Raw genomic sequence first — 16,753 nt, forward strand, 5'->3', positions numbered from 1 at the left:
GGTTGCCTTCCAATACCAGAGGGAAAGGTCAGTGCGGCACAATTATCTAACCGACGCTCAGCGCCAGGATACGGCTGACCTCGCTGTGTGAGCGCCCACTTTCCCTGGCCCAGGCCGCAATGGCCTCGGCTGATCTGGCAATGGCAGACTTTGAAGTCGGCGCCTTGTCGACAATGCCCTCGCGCACCAGGGCCGCACCGACATCTCCGGACAGGATCCAGGCATCCCAGCCGGAAAAGCGCAGGAAATACTGGCCGGTCATGCCGGATACGCGCGATCCCCGGGACTTGAGGAGGGCGAGCAAGCCGGCCTGGTCCTCGCGCGGCCAATCGGCCATGAAGGCTCCGAAACCGCCATGCTCTGCCGACAGGTCGGCGACCATGCGGGCATTGGCCACGGTCGCCGTGATCTTCTGGCCATTGCGAACAATCCGCTCATCCGACACGAGGCGGGCGATATCATCATCAGACCAGAAGCTGATCCGGCTGGGATCGAACCCTTCGAAAGCCGCCTCGAACCCCTCCCACTTGGCCTCGATCACCTTCCAGACAAAGCCGGCCTGAAACACGCAGCGTGTCATTTGCGCCAGCCAGCGATCGTCCGGAACCGCCCTCAGCTGGTCGGCTGGTTTTGGTGACGGGTGGGCCGCCAGACGCTCGTCGAGGTCGGGATGATGTTGCAGGGCCCGGGCGTGGATCTCGTCGAATGGGGTCATGACTGAAACTCCTCTTTCCATAGATGGCCAGTCTGGCGGCGGGTGCAAGTCGCGCGAACTGGCCAGCCAATGCCCCTTGCCATTTCCGGGCTGACCGCCAAGTGTCCGGCCATGCCCTTGCTCAAACGCTCCCTCTCCCTCGCCGGCCACCGGACCTCGATTTCGCTGGAACCTGACTTCTGGGCCGAGCTGGACCGGTTGGCCCGCGACCAGGGCCAGTCTCTGGCCAGCCTGATCGGCGAGATTGACGCGGCACGCGAGGGCGAGCCGCTGGCCTCATCGGTCCGGATCTGGGTGCTGCAGGCCCTGCGCCGCGAATTGGACGGCGCCTAGCCGGCCCGCTTGCGGCCCAGCGAGACGAAATAGGATTCCACATCAGGCATGGCGTCGTTGAAGAGAACCGGCTCATTGCCGCAATCCCAGCCGCGCGCCAGCTCATCGGCGACCGCTCGGGCGATCAGATTGGCGTCGGGCAAAACCGAGGCGTCAACGAAGGCGACCGGACAGACCATATAGCCCCCTTCCGCCGCCAGCGCCGTGACGATCAGCGTATTGGGTTCTTCGATACCCTCATAGAATTCCACGACATCCGGTGTGTTGTAATGGACATAGCGGTGGATCGTGGCGAAGGCCCCGTCCGCATCAAGGCGCCACTCGATGACATCATGGAAACCGCCGAACAGGCCGCGCGTCGGCGCATTGATATACTCCGTACGGGCGCTGCCAGGGCGGGCGTAGGCAGAGGCCGACCCATGCTCACCCGACAGGATGTGGACCATCCAGCCGCCGAGTCCGGGGCAGACCGCCTCATAGACCGGTTCATCGGGGAGTTGGCTTTGCACGCAGGCCTCGTCGATCTGCGTGTATTGGCTATTGAGCGCTTCGTCCTGCGCGGCAATTGCGCCGCCACCGACCATGGAGAGTGCCAGCAGACTGGCTGAAACGATCTGTGATTGACGCATGATACCCCCCACATTGAACCGCCAGCTTACCGGCTCGATGTGGGGGGACAAGCGCCAACTCAGGCCGTGGCGGTTTCTGCTTCCATGACCCGTTCACGCAGCTTGGCGAAATGCTCGTCCCAGCCGGCATCATGGTCACACAGGCTGTCGAAGACATCGACTTTTGCGCCGGCGAACCCGTCATGGACAAGTTTCAGCAAGGTGCCATTGGCGACTGCCGACAAGGTCCATTCGACCCGGGTCTCATGCCCCTCCAGCCAATTGTGCGTGAAACTGTAGACCAGCCGGGTTGGCGGCTCTGCTTCCAGCACCTCGCCCCAGCACACCTTCGACCCGTCGCCGCTATTGCTGAGCAAGGCGTAAGCCTTGCCCACCGTCAACTCGGTGTCGGACGGATGGAACCATCGGGCCAGCAATTCCGGCCGGGTCAGATGATCCCAGACCCGCTGCGGGCTGGCTTTCAGGAAGACCGATTTTTCAATGCGGGCTTCAGTCATGTGTCGTCTCCACTTCTTTCTTGAGAGCTGCGAGGCGCTGATCCCAGAACACCTCGAACCGGGCGACCCAGTCGGCCACCTGCGCCAGCGGCTCCGGATTGAGACGATTGATGCGCTCCCGGCCGCGAGCCTCGACCGTCACCAGACCGCCATCGCCAAGCACTTTGAGATGCTTGGCCACGGCCGGCCGGGTCATGTCGAAACGGCTCGCCACCTCACCGACCGTGAGATCTCCGTCTGCCAGCAGCAGAAGAATGGAGCGCCGGGTCGGATCGGCGAGCGCCTTGAATACGGGATCGGGAATCATCATCACCCCTCATGAAACCAACTGGTTTCGCTTATATGGTACCAAATGGTTTCACGTCAAGCCCGCCGCGGCTTGACCGCATCTGCCAACCCGCGCCACACCGGGAGACGAGCTGAGTCTTTCGGGCGGAATGAAGTGATTAACCAGATCGGACAGGCCTTTCGCGACGGCCGCGGACCAGCCCTTTGGGGGCTGGCCATCCTGGTCGGCATCTGTGCCGGCTACGCCACGCTGGGCCTGCGTCTCGGGATCGGCTTCGTCGAGCAATTCGCCTTCGGTGCGACCGAGGAGCAGCTCGCCAGTGCCGCCTCCGACCTGCCGGCCTGGCGGATCGTGATCATCCCGCTCGTCACTGGCTGCATCATCGCTGTCATGCTGGGGCTGGGACGCCGGTTCGGCCTGTCGCCCGACGGGCGCGGCCTTGGCGTCGCCGACGTGCTGGAAGCGCGCGCCGTGAAATCGGGCCGGATCGATCTGAAAGCCGGACTCTATTCGGCGGTCATGTCAGCGATCTCGCTGGGCGGCGGCGCCAGCGCCGGGCGGGAAGGTCCGGCAGTCCATCTGGGCGCCACCCTCGCCGCCTTCTTCGGCAGCCGGTTGGGCATGGCGGCACGCGGCTCACGCATCCTGCTGGCCTGCGGCGCAGCGGCGGCAGTCTCGGCCAGCTTTAACGCCCCGGTCGCCGGCGCATTGTTCGCCTTCGAAATTGTCCTTGGCCATTACGCCCTGCGCTCGATCGCGCCGGTCGCCACTTCCAGCGTCGTCGGCGCCCTCATCGTGCGACACCATTTCGGACAGGCGCCGGTCTTCGGTGTGCCGGAAATGGCCGCGGCCAGCCTGTGGGACTTCCCGGCGGCGGCCCTTCTCGGCGTCGCGGCGGCAGGCCTGGTCATCATCTTCAATCGCGGCGTCATCCATTTACCGCCCCTGTTCGCCAGCTGGACCGACAAGCTCAACCTGCCCAACTGGCTCTTGCCCATACCCGGCGGTCTGGCGGTCGGCCTGATCGCGCTGATGGCGCCGGAAATCCTCGGCGTCGGCTATGAAGCCACCTCGAACGCACTGACCAGCCAGTACACATTCAGCCTGGTTGTGCTGTTGCTGGTCCTCAAGACCGTCGCCACCATCATCACGCTGGCCTGCCGCTTTCCCGGAGGAGTTTTCTCGCCCTCCCTCTATCTGGGCGCCATGCTGGGATCAGCCTTCGGGCTGTCGCTGGCGGTACTGGCGGGAGACCAGACTGCAGGGCCAGGGTTTTTCGCCGTGATCGGCATGGGGGCAGTGGCCGGCGCCGTGCTGGGCGCACCGCTGTCGACCACGCTGATCGTGTTCGAGTTGACCGCCAGCTACGAGGCCTCCGTGGCCGTGCTCGTAGCGGTCTCGCTTGCGACCGTATTATCCCAGTCGGCCTTGGGCGGTTCCCTCTTCCAGCTGCAGATGCGCCGGCGCGGTTATGACATCGCTGGAGGCGCCAGCCGCCTTGTCCTGCAGATGGTGCGTGTGCGCGATGTCATGGAACCGCTGGGCAGCTGGGGGGAATCCGCCAGCCCCGATGGCACTTGCGTCTATGAAGACGACACGCTGGGCCGCGCTTTAGCGGTTCTCGACGCGGAACAGCTGGACAACGCCATCGTTCGTGAGCGATCGGATGCCCAGACGATCACCGGCGTCATCACCAAGGCCGACGCGCAAGCTGCCTATGCCCGGCGCCTGGCAGAAATCAGCGAAGAAGAGCACCGCTGACTGTCAACTCCGGGACGACAGAACGGTTATCCAACTGGAAAGAATGTCCAAGATATGGTCGCGGCATGAGACTGACCGGGGATGAAAATCTGGATTCTGGCCGCGCTGTCCTCGGGGAATCCCCGCTGACGGCGGAAGCCCTGCGTGCGGCCAACATCAACCCTGTAACCGGGCTGGCGACCGATTATCTCAACCACTTCAACGAGGTGGTAATGCTGATGGAAATGCTGCCGGACATGCCCGATTGCGCCGAAGACGTGCTGGAGTGGGCGCCGGCCGACTATCCGACACACTTCGCCAATTCCACCTTCAAGGACAAGGAATTGGCCATCCTCGCCTATCGTTCGGCCCCGAATGCCGTGCGCGCGCATCTGGAAACCCTGATCCTGCAGATCGATGACGAGGTGCTCAAGGCCCAGGCGGTGCTGCGCGAAACCACCAGCCCGGAAGCCTGCGCCCATATCTCACGGCTGGCCAGCGAAGAGATCAAACCGCTCATTGCCGCCGCTTCGGGAACCATCAACGGCCATGCCGACACCGAGGATGAACTCGATGACGAAGCCGCCCAGGCCAATGTGGACGCGCTGTTCGGCTGAGCCGTGACTTTGGCGCGCCTTTGAGTCATATTATATGACCTAAAATGAGCGATAGCGTCCCGCCGCACCTGCATGGTCGCCGGAGAGGGCGTCGACCGAGTGAGCGTGATGATCGAGTTACAAAAGCCCTCCACCAAACCCCGCGACTTCACCGCCTATCGGATCCGTGAATACACAGCACTCGTCGAAGCCTTGGTCGCGGCGCGCCAGCGCCTCGCCAGCGGTCCCGAAATCCTGTCGCTGGTCAATGAGCTGGTCATCGTGACCGAAGAAATCCTCGACTTCACGGACAGCTGTGGCGAAGCCGGCAAGGCGCGCGCTTGCTGCGCCGAGGCCGAACACTTCATGGCCGGGCTGATCGAACACGCCGAAGCCATCCGCGCCGCCAATGGCGCCTTCGGCTCCCGCTTCATCGATTTCATCCAGCACATGCCAATCGAAGCCCCTCGCCGGGCGGCCTGATCGAAATCAAGAAGCAACTCGGCTGGTTCGACAACCGGGGTGAATTCGACGAGCAGGTGCCGATCGTGACCCGCCTCAAAGACTGAGAATTTTCTGCAATGATGAGCTAAACGTCGGTCCCGGATCGCGCTTCGCGCGTCCGGGAAAAATTTGTGTGTGACGCGTCAAACAACCCGGCTCATTTCCCCCGGACGAAGCCCGGCTAAAGCCGGGCGCAGATCCGGGGCCGACGGGACGAGCAGCAAAACTCTCCCATTGCGATAAATCACGCATTAAGCAATTATAGATTGCATGACGATGCTCGCGCCGGAAGCCGTCTATCTCTTGTTCAGCCGCCCGCACGGCGCGCTCTATGTCGGCCGCACGAAGGACCTGATCTGGCGAACCTGGCAGCATCGTACCGGCGCAATTCCCGGTCACACCAAGCGCCATGGCATCAAGCAACTCGGCTGGTACGAATGGCATGACGGCTTCGAATCCGCCGCCCACCGCGAATACCTGATCAAGCGCTGGCGACGCGCCTGGAAGATCGCCCTGATCGAAGCGATGAACCCCGGCTGGAAAGACCTCTGGTTCGACATCCGCGGTGATTTCGACGAACAGGTGCCGATTGTGACCCGCCTCGAAGATTGAGCGTTTTCTGAGTCGATGAGCTCAACGTCGGTCCCGGATCGCGCTTCGCGCGTCCGGGAAAAATGTGTGTACAAAACTTCCAACATCCCAGCTCATTTCCCCCGGACGAAGCCCGGCGAAAGCCGGGCGCAGATCCGGGGCCGACGGGATGTGCAGCAGTCGCTCCGACCCAAGGCGGTCGACGGCACCTCCGCCAGGTGAGCCTTCAATTCGACAACCGGGGTAAATTCGACGAGCAGGTGCCAATCATCTCACCCATCGAGCACTGAGACTCGTCTGCAATGATGAGCTAAACGTCGGTCCCGGATCGCGCTGCGCGCGTCCGGGAAAAATTTGTGTGTGACGCGTCTATCAACCCAGCTCATTTCCCCCGGACGAAGCCCGGCAAAAGCCGGGCGCAGTTCCGGGGCCGACGGGATGTGCAGCAGCCAATTCAACGCCATAAACTTGGCAGTCACCCGGTGCGTGTCTTCAAGACGCCCATCTAGCCGGAACGGCCCCGGTGCGAGCACATTCCTGCTCAAGTCCACAACGACTGTATGTTTCCAATCTAAGATGCACCTGCAGGGCACCATCTGCGGCTCTCGGCAAATCGGACAACTGAACAGTCTGCACAAAGTAGCACGGCTCCTTTTGACCGAGCAGGATGCCAATTTCACTTTGCCCTGCCATCACGATCCAAATTCCATAAATCGGTCGTTCAAACGCTTGTCCCAACCCCACAAGCAGCTCTTCGGTCGAATTCACAGTCCCGAGCGACAACCGCTCCGCATGGGGAAGCCCAGCCTCCTCCGCGGCACAAATACTGTCTCGGGTGAGACTAACTTTTGTTCCCGAGTTCATGCGAAAGTCCCCCTGGCGAAAGCTGCCCGCTAATCGTTCGAGTACCGGGATTGCCAATCATTGTGCCGACCGTTGGTCCCGGATCGCGCTGCGCGCGTCCGGGAAAAATATGTGTGTGACGCGTCTAACAACCCGGCTCTTTTCCCCCGGACGAAGCCCGGCAAAAGCCGGGCGCAGATCCGGGGCCGACGAGCGGGTCAACCACTCGCCTGTTCAACACCCACCCCACGCGAACAAAAACCGAACAATCACACATCCCTCCCTTGGGATCGGGCGCCAATCGGTCCAGTATGTCGCATTGAATCGGTTCGACAAAAAGGGGCGGCGGCCCTATCCGTCACAGATTGCGGATGCACCTGCGTCCGCCAGTCTTGATGCCAGGCGGGCCAGGGCCTCCTCCCAGCCTGACGGGCTGGCGAGAAAGACAGTGCCGAGCGGTCGGCCAATCAGATCGCCCTGCCCGGCACCATGACCGCAACGCCCCGGTGTTCGCGTCGCCCCATCGATCGAAGCGCCATCGCGCCAATGCCAGCAGGTTTCCTCGCCCGAGGCATCTCGCCCCCAGACGCTGGTAACTCCACCTTCTTGTACAAGACCGACCCGGCTCTCTACCCCGAGCACTGTGAAGCCGGTCGCAGACAGGATTGTCCGCCACCGGCCATCCTCACTCTGACTGAGCAGCCAGTGCTCGGCCCCATGCCAGCGGAGATTGGCTATCACCAACTCGTCCTGCCCGTCGGCATTGAAATCCCGGACCCCCAGGCGGAGCAAACCGCCCATCGTCTCATAGGTCGTAGCCACAGACCCGTTCCAGACCGGCTCCAGTCGGACCTCACCATCGCGCCTTGCATACAGCAGCACACGCACATCGCCAGCGACACGCTGGGCACTGACGATCAATTCCGTCTCATCATCCAGCTGAAAGGAGCGCGGCCCGACAAGGCAGTGAAACGGGTTCAGGGCGGCACCAGAACCCGCCGGCACCGTGAGTATCTCAATAGTCGGCGCATCCTGAGCGCCGACCTGCCCTGCCACTGAGGCCAGCATCACCCATGCGAACAAAAAACGAACAATCACACATCCCTCCCTTGGGATCGGGCGCCAATCAGGTCAGTATGACGGATTGAATCGGTTCGACAAACAGGGGTTGCCCCCGCCGTCCAAGCAGCAGGGAATTGCATGTCCGGTCTTTCCATCTCCGACATGGCGCGGCCCGCGCCGCCGACGCCCTATCTTGACGGGCTGAATGCCGAGCAGCGCGCGGCCGTGGAAGCCATGGATGGTCCGGTCCTGGTTCTGGCGGGCGCCGGCACCGGCAAGACCCGCGTTTTGACCACACGACTTGCCCATATCCTTGCCACCGGTCGCGCCCGGCCGTGGGAGATCCTTGCTGTCACCTTCACCAACAAGGCGGCGCGGGAGATGAAGGAGCGGGTCGGCAAGATCATTGGCGAGGCGGTCGAGGGCGTGCCCTGGTTGGGCACATTCCACTCGGTGTCGGCCCAGATCCTGCGCCGCCATGCCGAGCTGGTGGATCTGAAATCCTCCTTCACCATTCTCGACACTGACGACCAGCTGCGCCTGATGAAGCAAATCATCCAGGCCGAAAATATCGACGAGAAACGCTGGACGCCGCGCCATCTCGCCAGCCTGATTGATGGCTGGAAGAATCGCGGGCTGATGCCGGACCAGCTGGGCGAGGACGACAAATGGGCCTTCGCCGAGGGGCGCGGGCAGGACCTCTACCGCATCTACCAGTCGCGCCTGAAGACACTGAACGCCTGTGATTTCGGCGATCTCTTGCTGCACACGCTGCACATTTTCAAGGACAATCCCGACGTCCTGAAATTCTATCACGACAAGTTCCGCTATCTCCTCGTCGACGAGTATCAGGACACCAATATCGCCCAGTATCTCTGGCTGCGGCTTTTGGCCCAGGGGACGGGAAACATCTGCTGTGTGGGTGATGACGACCAGTCGATCTATGGCTGGCGTGGCGCCGAGGTCGACAACATCCTCCGCTTTGAAAAGGACTTTTCCGGCGCCACCGTGATCCGGCTGGAACGCAATTACCGCTCGACCGCGCATATCCTGGGCGCCGCCTCGGGCCTGATCGCCGCCAACCGCTCCCGCCTGGGCAAGACGCTGTGGACCGATGATGCCGAGGGCGAGAAGGTCCAGGTGCGCGGCATCTGGGATGGCGAGGCCGAGGCCCGTTTTGTCGCCGAGGAGATCGAGAACTGGGTCTCCGGTCAGCGCGCCTATTCCGACAGCGCCGTGCTGGTCCGCGCCGCCTGGCAGATGCGCGCCTTTGAAGACCGCTTCATCATGCTGGGCCTGCCCTACAAGGTGATCGGCGGGCCGCGCTTTTTCGAGCGCGCCGAGGTCCGCGACGCCCACGCCTATCTGCGCCTGGTGCGCTCGCCGGAAGATGATCTCGCCTTCGAGCGCATCGTCAACACGCCCAAGCGCGGCATTGGCGACACCACCGTCCAGAAGATCGCCGTCACCGCCCGCGCCATGGGCGTGCCGATGACCGAGGCAACCCGGGTCATGCTGGGAACCGACGAGATCCGCGGCAAGGCCCGCACGGCGCTGGGCGTCTTCCTGCGCGATGTGGAACGCTGGCGCGAACAGTCCGAACAGAGCCGTCTGGACGAGCTGGCCGAGATCATTCTCGACGAGAGCGGCTATACCGCCATGTGGCGCGAGGACAAGACGCCCCAGGCCGCCGGCAAGCTGGAAAACCTCAAGGAGCTTGTCCGCTCCATGGGCGAGTACGACACGCTGGAAGCCTATCTCGAACACGTCGCCTTGTTGACCGATGCCGATCGCAAGCCGGACGAGGACGAGATCTCGCTGATGACGCTGCACGGCGCCAAGGGCCTGGAATTCCCGCTCGTCTTCCTGCCCGGTTGGGAAGAGACCGTCTTCCCCTCGCAGCGCTCGCTGGATGAGGGCGGCACGCGCTCGCTCGAGGAAGAACGCCGTCTCGCCTATGTCGGCATTACCCGCGCCCGCGAACGCGCCATCATCACCTTCACCGCCAACCGCATGATCTATGGCCGCTGGCAGACGGTCATCCCGTCGCGCTTCATCGATGAAATGCCCGTCGACCATGTCGAGGCGCGCTCGGAAACCGGCTATTATGACAGCGGTCCGGGCTTTGAAAGCGTCAGCCAGCAACCCGACGCCATGGCGTCCAGTTATTCCAGCCCGGGCTGGAAACGCTATCAGGCCAACCAGCAATCCGGCCGCCGCTCCGCCCCGCCCACCATCAATGCCAAGGCCACGCTCATTGAGAGCGGCGGGTCCGACACCCAAGGCACCTGGCGCGCCGGCGACCGCGTCTTCCACGACAAGTTCGGCTACGGCACGGTGAAAAAGGCCGATGGCTCGAAATACACCGTGAAATTCGACAAGGCCGGCGAGAAAAAGGTGGTGGAGAATTTCTTGCGGGAATTGCCATAGGGGGGAGGTCCTCGCCCTTGATGGGGAAAGGCCTGCCGGTATTTTCCTCCCCACGCGTGGGGAGGTGGATCGCCCGCAGGGCGAGACGGAGGGGTGACGCCGCAGGCGGCATGGGCCGCTCCTCGCTGCGCTCGCCCCCTTCGACCCGGCGCGACGCGCCGGCCCACTTCCCCCGCGAGCGGGGGCAGAAAGCGGAACAGGGTCCCGCGCCCCACACCCCTCCCCGCTTGATTTCCCGTCCGTCAGCGTCCACACCCGCCGCCTGATCCGGAGACCTTGCCCATGACCACGCTTTGGCGCCTGACGGCCCTGTCCGATTTTGCCACCCTTGCCGATGTTGTCGAACGGCTCGACGAGGCCCATCCGGCCGTCGCGCTCAGCTGGGCGATCTTCGAGGAGAGCGATGGGGCGCGGCTGGACGTGCTGTTTCAGTCCATGCCGGACGAAGCGGCCTTCCGCCGCGCCTCGGGCCTCGCCGAGGATATCCTGGTCGAGTTCGGGCCACTGCCGGAAGAGGATTGGGTTCGCCTGTCACTGCAAGGCCTCAAGCCGGTCGAAGGCGGGCGTTTCACCCTGTTCGGTGCCCATGACCGCGACGCCGTTGCCGCCGGCCAGATCGGCATCGAGATCGAAGCCGGACCGGCTTTCGGGACCGGCCATCACGGCACCACACGTGGCTGCCTGATCGCCTTTTCAGAAATGCTGGACGCCGGCGCCGATCCGAAGACGGTGTTCGATCTGGGCTGCGGCACCGCTGTCCTGGCCATCGCCGCCGCCAAGGCGCTGCCGGCCGCCGAAGTGCTGGCATCGGACATCGACCCTGAAGCCGTCGATGAAAGCACCGAGAACTGCACGAAGAACGCAACGCCCGGCATTGACTGTTTCGTCGCCGAAGGGCTCGACCATGCCAAGCTGGCCGGGCGTCAGTTCGAGCTGGTCTTCGCCAACATCCTCGCCGGCCCGCTGGTCGAACTGGCGCCCGGCGTCGCAGACATCCTGGCACCCGGTGGCAAGGTCATCCTGTCCGGCCTGCTGACCGAACAGGAAGCCATGGTCCGGACCGCCTATGAGGCCGCCGGACTCACCGTCCACCGCCAGCCGCCGCTGGAGGGTTGGGAAACCCTGGTCGCGACAAAGGGTTAGGCGCTACTCTTCGGCCTCTTGCAGACCGGCGAACAGGTCGGCCAGCTCGATCGACAGCGCCTGGAGGTTTTCGCTGTCGGCATTGCCGGCCAGCGCCACTGACACGCGTGGCTCGACATAGACGAGCAGGAAGGAGCGGCCGCCCGGCGAACCACCGGAATGCGCCGCATAACGCAGATCGATGTCGGACGCATAGCCGGCCCAGGGGCCCGGCAGATCGGTCCATCCTGCCAGCTCGATCATCTCACCCGCGGCCAGGGCCTGCCCCATCGCAGCCAGCTCACGTGAGCTGGCCAGCAGACCACCCGCACCGAATTTGCACTCGGCCGACAGGCCGTCGATGATTTGCGGGCCCTCCCCGAGATCGACCCAATTGCTGGCCTTGTCGGCACCTTCCAGATCACGCCTGGCCAGATAGGTGTCGCCGAGCGCCACCTGCATGGCGGCATCAAAACCCGTCGTCTCCGTCAGCTGCACCAGCAAATGACTCAGCAACACATAGCCATAGGTCGAGTAGGCCATTTCGCCGGTTGAAGACTGGGAAAGCGGTTCGTCGATGAAGTGACCCAGCGCGTCGGCCGGGGTTTCGCAGCGGCGATCCGAGAAGCTGATCCAGTCGGCCCGCGAAGTGTAGTGGCGAACGCCTGCCCGGTGCTCGAGCAGCGCGCGCAAGGTGACGGCGTCATAATGCGCCGGCAGGTCCGGGTCGATCTGCCGGACCGGTGTGTCGAGATCGAGGCCACCGGTCTGTTCAAGACGAACATAGGCCAGCGCTGTCAGCATCTTGGCCACCGAATAGACATTGTAGGGGCGGTCGACACCATCCGCATCATCGCGCTGCCAGCCGCCTTCGGCTTCCCAGACAATCCCGCCATCCACCATGACGGTGGCGTTGAGCGCAGGATAGGTTTGCGCCAGCGGGTCGAAGGCCGCCTGGGCCTGCTCGGCAAGCGAGGGCGCAGCAACCTGACCGGCCATACCCAGCCAGAGCGATGCGGCACTGGCGCTTGCGGTCAGAAAACTTCCAATCATGAACATCTGTGATCCTGTAGTTGACTTGCCCCCCGGCAAAGGGGGCACATGCGGTGAATTCCCGGGCTCGACCATCGCAAAAGGACGAATGGCTCACATGATGGCTGGATGGCTCAAAGCGATCGCAGACCGGCGACCCGGCCTGGAAAGTGTCAGCCTGATGCTGCTGGCGCTCGTCTTTCTGCTGACCGCGCCCCAGCCCCGGATCGAGGCCCGCACGCCGCAGTCCGTACGCTATGTCGATGCGGATGTCGGGTTGGCGGCCCTGCTCGCTGATCCTGCTGCGGGCGAACCGGTCGCCTATCGCGCAATCGGGCGTCCGGCAACTGCGGGCTGGCTGGTCTGGGATGATGTGCCGATCTCCCGTGACGGACCGCCACCGGCGATCAGCACGTCAGGCCCCTTCTCGGCCACCTTGTGGTTCAATGGCGAGAGGATCGGTGAAAAAGGCCGTCCCGGTGCGGACGCGGCCGAGGAGACAGCGGGGCCGATTGACAGCCTGTTTGCGGTGCCCGCCGACCTGATCAGGCCCGACAGCAACCAGCTCGTGATGCGCCTGTCCAGCCATCGGGCCGGCTATACGCCCTACAGCCTGGTCCAGTCCCTCTTCGTCCTGCCCTACAGTGCCGAAATCCGCCGACCGGTGCGCTATTATCTGCCGCTGGTCAGTCTCGGCGCCGGCCTGGTGGCGCTGGCGATCGCCTTTGCGCTCCGGGCCCGGCGAACTGGCGACGGAAGAGGCCTCTGGCTGACGCTGTCACTGGCAGGGCTGGCGCTGGCTGGCCTGGCCGAGATTTCCCGCGCGATGATCAATTATCCCTATGACTGGCATCAGCCCCGCCAGGCGCTCAGCCTGTTCGGCCTGACGGTCTTCGGGGCCGCCCTGCTGCGCTTTGCCCAAGTGCGCTGGCCCGCACCCGGCCAGGTCGCGCGGGCATGGATTGGTGTGACCGGCCTCGCCGCCCTGGCCAGCTTTGTCTTGATGACCGGCTATGACGCCCGGTCTGCGGCCGTGACCGCCTGCCTGACCGGTTCGACCGCCCTGTGGATGGCATGGCGGGGCGACGCACAGGCCCGGATGCTGGCCATCGGGATGGCAGCCATACCGGTCTATGCGCTCTTTCTGCCGGCAGACCTGATCGATCGGGGCGTCCATGCGCTTGTGCTGGGACTGTTGGCAATACCCGCCATTCGATGGCCCGACCTGCTTCAGCCAGAACCCGCGGCGGCGCCCGCCATCCTGGCATTGCAGTCCACCGGGCGCCTGACCCGGCTGAGCTGCGCCGAGATTGCCCATCTCACCGCGGCAGGCAATTACACCGAGGTCCGCACCCGGGACGGCGTAACGCATCTGGACAATCGCAATCTGAGTAGCCTGCTCGAGATCCTGCCGGGCGACTTCATCCGCATTCACCGCTCGCACGCGGTCAATCTCGATCATGTCGAGGCGCTGACCAGCGAAGTGGGCAGTCGCTACCATCTGGTTCTCACCACCGGCGCGCAGATACCCGTCAGCCGGCGGGAGGTCGCTGGCCTGCGCGAACGCCTCGCCGGTCGCAAAGCCTGATCAGGCGCGCCTGCCCTTGACGCCGAAGGCGGCGAGGAAGGCGTTGACGTCGTTGGTGCGCGGCAGGGTGCGCACACCGGCGCGAGACCGGTTGCGATCCATCGTGCGGGTGAGCATGTCGTTGGCGTTCATGGCGCGCCAGTCATCGATCCCGTACAACATGGGAAACTCCTGTGATTTCCCCGCGCTTTAGCCATGGAAGTGCGCGCGTGCGAAGACGCGGTTCAGCAAGCCCGGCCTGCGCAAATGCATGGCCCGTGTCATATGCCCGCAACAGAGTCAGCCGCGCCCCTGTCACCGCCCCGGACACAGGCATTGAACCGCTCCCGTGACGGGCATACCTTGCGGCCATGACCCAGATGATTTCCCAGACTTTCGACGTTAAGGGCGGCCCGCATTATGGCCGCGAGAACCTGCCCAAGCTGCGCGCCGCGCTTACCACGCTTGGCCTGGACGGCTTCCTCATCCCGCACGAGGATGAGTACGACAATGAATACCTGCCGGACTGCAATGAGCGGCTCCTGTGGGCGACCGGCTTTTCCGGCTCTGCCGGTGCCGCGATTGTCATGGCCGACCGTGCCGCACTGCTGGTCGATGGCCGCTATACCGCCCAGGGGCGCCAGCAGACCGACACCGCGCTGTTCGACCAGTGCGATCTGGTCGGCCAGGGCCTGTATGGCTGGATCGAGGAGAATGGCCGCAAGGGCGAGAAGATCGGCTATGACGCCCGCCTGCACAGCCCGGCCGCGCTCGACCTGCTTGAAACGGCCGCCATGCGGGCCGGTGTCGAACTGGTCTCGGTTGAGCAAAACCCGATCGACGTCGCCTGGACCGACCGTCCGGCCGCGCCCAAGGCCGACATCATCCCGCACCCGATCGAGTTTTCCGGCGAAGAGCACAGCTCCAAGCGCCAGCGGATCGGCATCGCCATCGAGCGTGGCGGTGCAGACGCGGCCGTGATCACCGCACCGCCCTCGATTGCCTGGCTGTTCAATGTGCGCGGCGGTGACGTCTCCCGCTCGCCGCTGCCGCTGTCTGCCGCTCTGATCCACAAGGACGGGACGGCGACCTTCTTTGTCGACCCGGACAAGCTGACCGACGAGACCCGCTCACACTTGGGCAATGAGATCGCGGTGCGGCCGGAAAGCGAATTCGGCCCGGCCCTCGCCGAGCTGGACGGCAAGACCGTCCGCGTTGACCCGACCACGGCCTCGGCCTGGGTGTTCGAGACGCTCAAGTCCGGCGGTGCCGAGGTGCAATCGCTGGAAGACCCGGTGATGCGTCCCAAGGCTGCCAAGAACCCGGCCGAAGTGGAAGGCTCGCGTCAGGCCCATATCCGCGATGGCGGCGCCATTGCCCGCTTCCTGCACTGGCTCGACACCGAAGCCCAGTCCGGCGAGGTCGATGAAATCCAGGCGGCGCAGAAGCTGGAAAGCCTGCGCAAGGAATTGCCGGAACTGCGCGACCTCTCCTTTGACACGATCTCGGGCGCCCAGGGCAATGCGGCCTTTGCCCATTACCGTGTGTCCGAGGCCTCGAACCTCAAACTGGCCAAGGGCTCGCTCTTCCTGGTCGATAGTGGCGGACAGTATCCGGACGGTACGACCGACATCACGCGCACGGTGCCGATTGGTGATCCGACGGCCGAGATGAAGACGCAATACACCCGTGTCCTCAAGGGCCATATCGCCCTGTCGATGGTCCGCTTCCCAAAGGGCACGACCGGCACCCAGCTGGACATTCTCGCTCGCTTCCCGCTGTGGCAGGCCGGCTTTGACTATGACCACGGCACCGGTCATGGCGTCGGCAGCTTCCTCGGCGTGCATGAGGGCCCGCAGCGAATTTCCAAGGCCCCCAATTCGGTGGCGCTGGAACCGGGCATGATCCTGTCGAACGAGCCGGGTTATTACAAGGAAGACGGGTTCGGCATCCGGATCGAGAACCTGCAGGTTGTCACCGAAGCCGCCGACATTCCCGGCGGCGAACGTCCCATGCTCGGCTTCGAAACGGTCACCGTCGCCCCGATCCACAAGGGCCTGATCGACACCCACCTGCTTACCGCCGATGAGATCGCCTGGCTGGACAACTATCACGCCCTGGTGCGGAGCAAGGTCATGCCGCTCGTCGACGGAGATGTCGCCGACTGGCTGATCAGGGCCACCGAGCCCATGGCGGGAGCGACGCCCTAGTGCGCACCGCCGCGATCATCGCGATGGCAGCCGCCCTTCTGGGCGGCTGCTTCTATTCGGAGGATGCGCTGATCTCGCGCGGCCAGGCCGATTATCCGCTTGAGGAAGGCGTCTACAGCCACACGCCTTATCTGGCCGACGGCGTGACCCCGTTCGACCGCCCGGCCTGGACCGGCGAAATCGAGCGCAGTTGGGGACGCTATGTCTCCGATGATGAGGGCTTTCCCCATGATGGCGCCCGCCTGAAGGAGATTGCCGACGGGCTCTACATCGCCATGCGGCGCGATGAGGACAATTGGAGCTATGGCCTGATCCGGGTCTTCCCCGGCGGGGTTGCCACCTATCACGCGCCCGAATGCCAGAATGTCGAGGCCGCCATCCTCGACCGCTATGACGTGACCGAGCACGAGGAAGAACGCGGCTATTGCCGGGTCGACGATTGGGACCGGCTGGTCGGCGTCATGCTGAGCTATGTCGATATGATGGGTGCTGACCTGCCGATCGATGGTGTGTACCGGCGCGTCGAATAGGCAGGTTTTCTTTAACCCTGCGAGGCTTAGTGTACCGACCATACGGGAGTTGGGCCGCTGAGC

General features: G+C 64.0%; 17 protein-coding genes. 10 read left to right on the plus strand and 7 right to left on the minus strand.

Annotated features, from left to right (window positions below):
* Positions 1-46 precede the first annotated feature (46 nt).
* Positions 47-715: a DNA-3-methyladenine glycosylase I gene (locus tag MMAR10_RS10630; RefSeq protein WP_011643986.1), complete on the minus strand. Its 669-nt coding sequence runs from the start codon at positions 713-715 to the stop codon at positions 47-49.
* A gap of 69 nt (positions 716-784) precedes the next feature.
* On the opposite strand from MMAR10_RS10630, the gene MMAR10_RS10635 reads away from it, so the two are divergent.
* Positions 785-1,048: a ribbon-helix-helix domain-containing protein gene (locus tag MMAR10_RS10635; protein WP_011643987.1), complete on the plus strand. Its 264-nt coding sequence runs from the start codon at positions 785-787 to the stop codon at positions 1,046-1,048.
* Here MMAR10_RS10635 and MMAR10_RS16290 read toward each other — a convergent pair.
* From MMAR10_RS16290 to MMAR10_RS10650, 3 genes are read right to left on the minus strand one after another with little or no spacing between them, the layout of a single operon-like run.
* Positions 1,045-1,677 carry a hypothetical protein gene (locus MMAR10_RS16290; protein ID WP_011643988.1) on the minus strand — a complete coding sequence of 211 codons (633 nt, stop codon included), beginning with the start codon at positions 1,675-1,677 and terminating at the stop codon, positions 1,045-1,047. The two genes, MMAR10_RS10635 and MMAR10_RS16290, sit on opposite strands and share 4 nt — an antisense overlap.
* Before the next feature lie 59 nt (positions 1,678-1,736).
* Positions 1,737-2,174 (minus strand): SRPBCC family protein, encoded by a 438-nt coding sequence (locus MMAR10_RS10645; RefSeq protein ID WP_011643989.1) that lies wholly within the window; start codon positions 2,172-2,174, stop codon positions 1,737-1,739.
* Positions 2,167-2,481, minus strand: a complete 315-nt coding sequence (locus tag MMAR10_RS10650; protein WP_011643990.1) for an ArsR/SmtB family transcription factor — start codon at positions 2,479-2,481, stop codon at positions 2,167-2,169. The genes MMAR10_RS10645 and MMAR10_RS10650 overlap by 8 nt, the downstream gene beginning before the upstream one ends.
* Positions 2,482-2,616: 135 nt before the next feature.
* Between MMAR10_RS10650 and MMAR10_RS10655 the strand changes: the two genes are divergently transcribed.
* The 4 genes from MMAR10_RS10655 to MMAR10_RS10670 all read left to right on the plus strand — a co-directional run bounded on the left by MMAR10_RS10655 (position 2,617) and on the right by MMAR10_RS10670 (position 5,915).
* Positions 2,617-4,224: a chloride channel protein gene (locus MMAR10_RS10655; RefSeq protein ID WP_233353823.1), complete on the plus strand. Its 1,608-nt coding sequence runs from the start codon at positions 2,617-2,619 to the stop codon at positions 4,222-4,224.
* Between the two features lie 65 nt (positions 4,225-4,289).
* On the plus strand, positions 4,290-4,820 hold the full coding sequence (locus MMAR10_RS10660; protein WP_011643992.1) for a hypothetical protein: 531 nt from the start codon (positions 4,290-4,292) through the stop codon (positions 4,818-4,820).
* A 108-nt stretch (positions 4,821-4,928) separates the two neighbouring features.
* Positions 4,929-5,282, plus strand: a complete 354-nt coding sequence (locus tag MMAR10_RS10665; RefSeq protein ID WP_011643993.1) for a hypothetical protein — start codon at positions 4,929-4,931, stop codon at positions 5,280-5,282.
* Positions 5,283-5,579: 297 nt separating this feature from the next.
* Positions 5,580-5,915 carry a GIY-YIG nuclease family protein gene (locus MMAR10_RS10670; protein ID WP_049755803.1) on the plus strand — a complete coding sequence of 112 codons (336 nt, stop codon included), beginning with the start codon at positions 5,580-5,582 and terminating at the stop codon, positions 5,913-5,915.
* 1,173 nt (positions 5,916-7,088) lie between these two features.
* Here MMAR10_RS10670 and MMAR10_RS10675 read toward each other — a convergent pair.
* Positions 7,089-7,835, minus strand: coding sequence for a hypothetical protein (locus MMAR10_RS10675; RefSeq protein ID WP_150099759.1), 747 nt, complete (start codon positions 7,833-7,835; stop codon positions 7,089-7,091).
* 102 nt (positions 7,836-7,937) lie between these two features.
* Here MMAR10_RS10675 and MMAR10_RS10680 point away from each other — a divergent pair, with 102 nt between their 5' ends.
* Positions 7,938-10,229: an ATP-dependent helicase gene (locus MMAR10_RS10680; RefSeq protein ID WP_011643996.1), complete on the plus strand. Its 2,292-nt coding sequence runs from the start codon at positions 7,938-7,940 to the stop codon at positions 10,227-10,229.
* Between the two features lie 282 nt (positions 10,230-10,511).
* Positions 10,512-11,372: a 50S ribosomal protein L11 methyltransferase gene (locus MMAR10_RS10685; RefSeq protein WP_011643997.1), complete on the plus strand. Its 861-nt coding sequence runs from the start codon at positions 10,512-10,514 to the stop codon at positions 11,370-11,372.
* Between the two features lie 3 nt (positions 11,373-11,375).
* Here MMAR10_RS10685 and MMAR10_RS10690 read toward each other — a convergent pair whose 3' ends face one another.
* Positions 11,376-12,410, minus strand: a complete 1,035-nt coding sequence (locus tag MMAR10_RS10690) for a serine hydrolase domain-containing protein (protein WP_011643998.1) — start codon at positions 12,408-12,410, stop codon at positions 11,376-11,378.
* A gap of 91 nt (positions 12,411-12,501) precedes the next feature.
* Between MMAR10_RS10690 and MMAR10_RS16295 the strand changes: the two genes are divergently transcribed.
* Positions 12,502-13,971: a LytTR family DNA-binding domain-containing protein gene (locus MMAR10_RS16295; RefSeq protein ID WP_011643999.1), complete on the plus strand. Its 1,470-nt coding sequence runs from the start codon at positions 12,502-12,504 to the stop codon at positions 13,969-13,971.
* Here MMAR10_RS16295 and MMAR10_RS17060 read toward each other — a convergent pair whose 3' ends face one another.
* Entirely contained in the window at positions 13,972-14,133 is a 162-nt protein-coding gene (locus MMAR10_RS17060) for a hypothetical protein (RefSeq protein WP_190273914.1), read from the minus strand.
* A gap of 188 nt (positions 14,134-14,321) precedes the next feature.
* Here MMAR10_RS17060 and MMAR10_RS10700 point away from each other — a divergent pair, with 188 nt between their 5' ends.
* Together MMAR10_RS10700 and MMAR10_RS10705 are read left to right on the plus strand one after the other, a co-directional pair.
* A complete protein-coding gene (locus MMAR10_RS10700; RefSeq protein WP_011644000.1) occupies positions 14,322-16,160 on the plus strand; it encodes an aminopeptidase P family protein in 1,839 nt (612 codons plus the stop codon).
* A complete protein-coding gene (locus tag MMAR10_RS10705) occupies positions 16,160-16,690 on the plus strand; it encodes a hypothetical protein (protein ID WP_011644001.1) in 531 nt (176 codons plus the stop codon). Before MMAR10_RS10700 ends, MMAR10_RS10705 begins: the two co-directional genes overlap by 1 nt.
* Positions 16,691-16,753: the final 63 nt, after the last annotated feature.

The organism is Maricaulis maris MCS10 (genome assembly GCF_000014745.1).
GTDB lineage: Bacteria > Pseudomonadota > Alphaproteobacteria > Caulobacterales > Maricaulaceae > Maricaulis > Maricaulis maris_A.

Excerpts from the sequence above, each read along its gene's own strand:
- MMAR10_RS10630 (WP_011643986.1), bottom strand. The coding sequence starts at position 715 with ATGACCCCATTCGACGAGATCCACGCCCGGGCCCTGCAACATCATCCC.
- MMAR10_RS10635 (WP_011643987.1), top strand. The coding sequence starts at position 785 with ATGCCCCTTGCCATTTCCGGGCTGACCGCCAAGTGTCCGGCCATGCCC.
- MMAR10_RS16290 (WP_011643988.1), bottom strand. The coding sequence starts at position 1,677 with ATGCGTCAATCACAGATCGTTTCAGCCAGTCTGCTGGCACTCTCCATG.
- MMAR10_RS10645 (WP_011643989.1), bottom strand. The coding sequence starts at position 2,174 with ATGACTGAAGCCCGCATTGAAAAATCGGTCTTCCTGAAAGCCAGCCCG.
- MMAR10_RS10650 (WP_011643990.1), bottom strand. The coding sequence starts at position 2,481 with ATGATTCCCGATCCCGTATTCAAGGCGCTCGCCGATCCGACCCGGCGC.
- MMAR10_RS10660 (WP_011643992.1), top strand. The coding sequence starts at position 4,290 with ATGAGACTGACCGGGGATGAAAATCTGGATTCTGGCCGCGCTGTCCTC.
- MMAR10_RS10665 (WP_011643993.1), top strand. The coding sequence starts at position 4,929 with ATGATCGAGTTACAAAAGCCCTCCACCAAACCCCGCGACTTCACCGCC.
- MMAR10_RS10670 (WP_049755803.1), top strand. The coding sequence starts at position 5,580 with ATGCTCGCGCCGGAAGCCGTCTATCTCTTGTTCAGCCGCCCGCACGGC.
- MMAR10_RS10680 (WP_011643996.1), top strand. The coding sequence starts at position 7,938 with ATGTCCGGTCTTTCCATCTCCGACATGGCGCGGCCCGCGCCGCCGACG.
- MMAR10_RS10685 (WP_011643997.1), top strand. The coding sequence starts at position 10,512 with ATGACCACGCTTTGGCGCCTGACGGCCCTGTCCGATTTTGCCACCCTT.
- MMAR10_RS10690 (WP_011643998.1), bottom strand. The coding sequence starts at position 12,410 with ATGTTCATGATTGGAAGTTTTCTGACCGCAAGCGCCAGTGCCGCATCG.
- MMAR10_RS16295 (WP_011643999.1), top strand. The coding sequence starts at position 12,502 with ATGATGGCTGGATGGCTCAAAGCGATCGCAGACCGGCGACCCGGCCTG.
- MMAR10_RS17060 (WP_190273914.1), bottom strand. The coding sequence starts at position 14,133 with ATGTTGTACGGGATCGATGACTGGCGCGCCATGAACGCCAACGACATG.
- MMAR10_RS10700 (WP_011644000.1), top strand. The coding sequence starts at position 14,322 with ATGACCCAGATGATTTCCCAGACTTTCGACGTTAAGGGCGGCCCGCAT.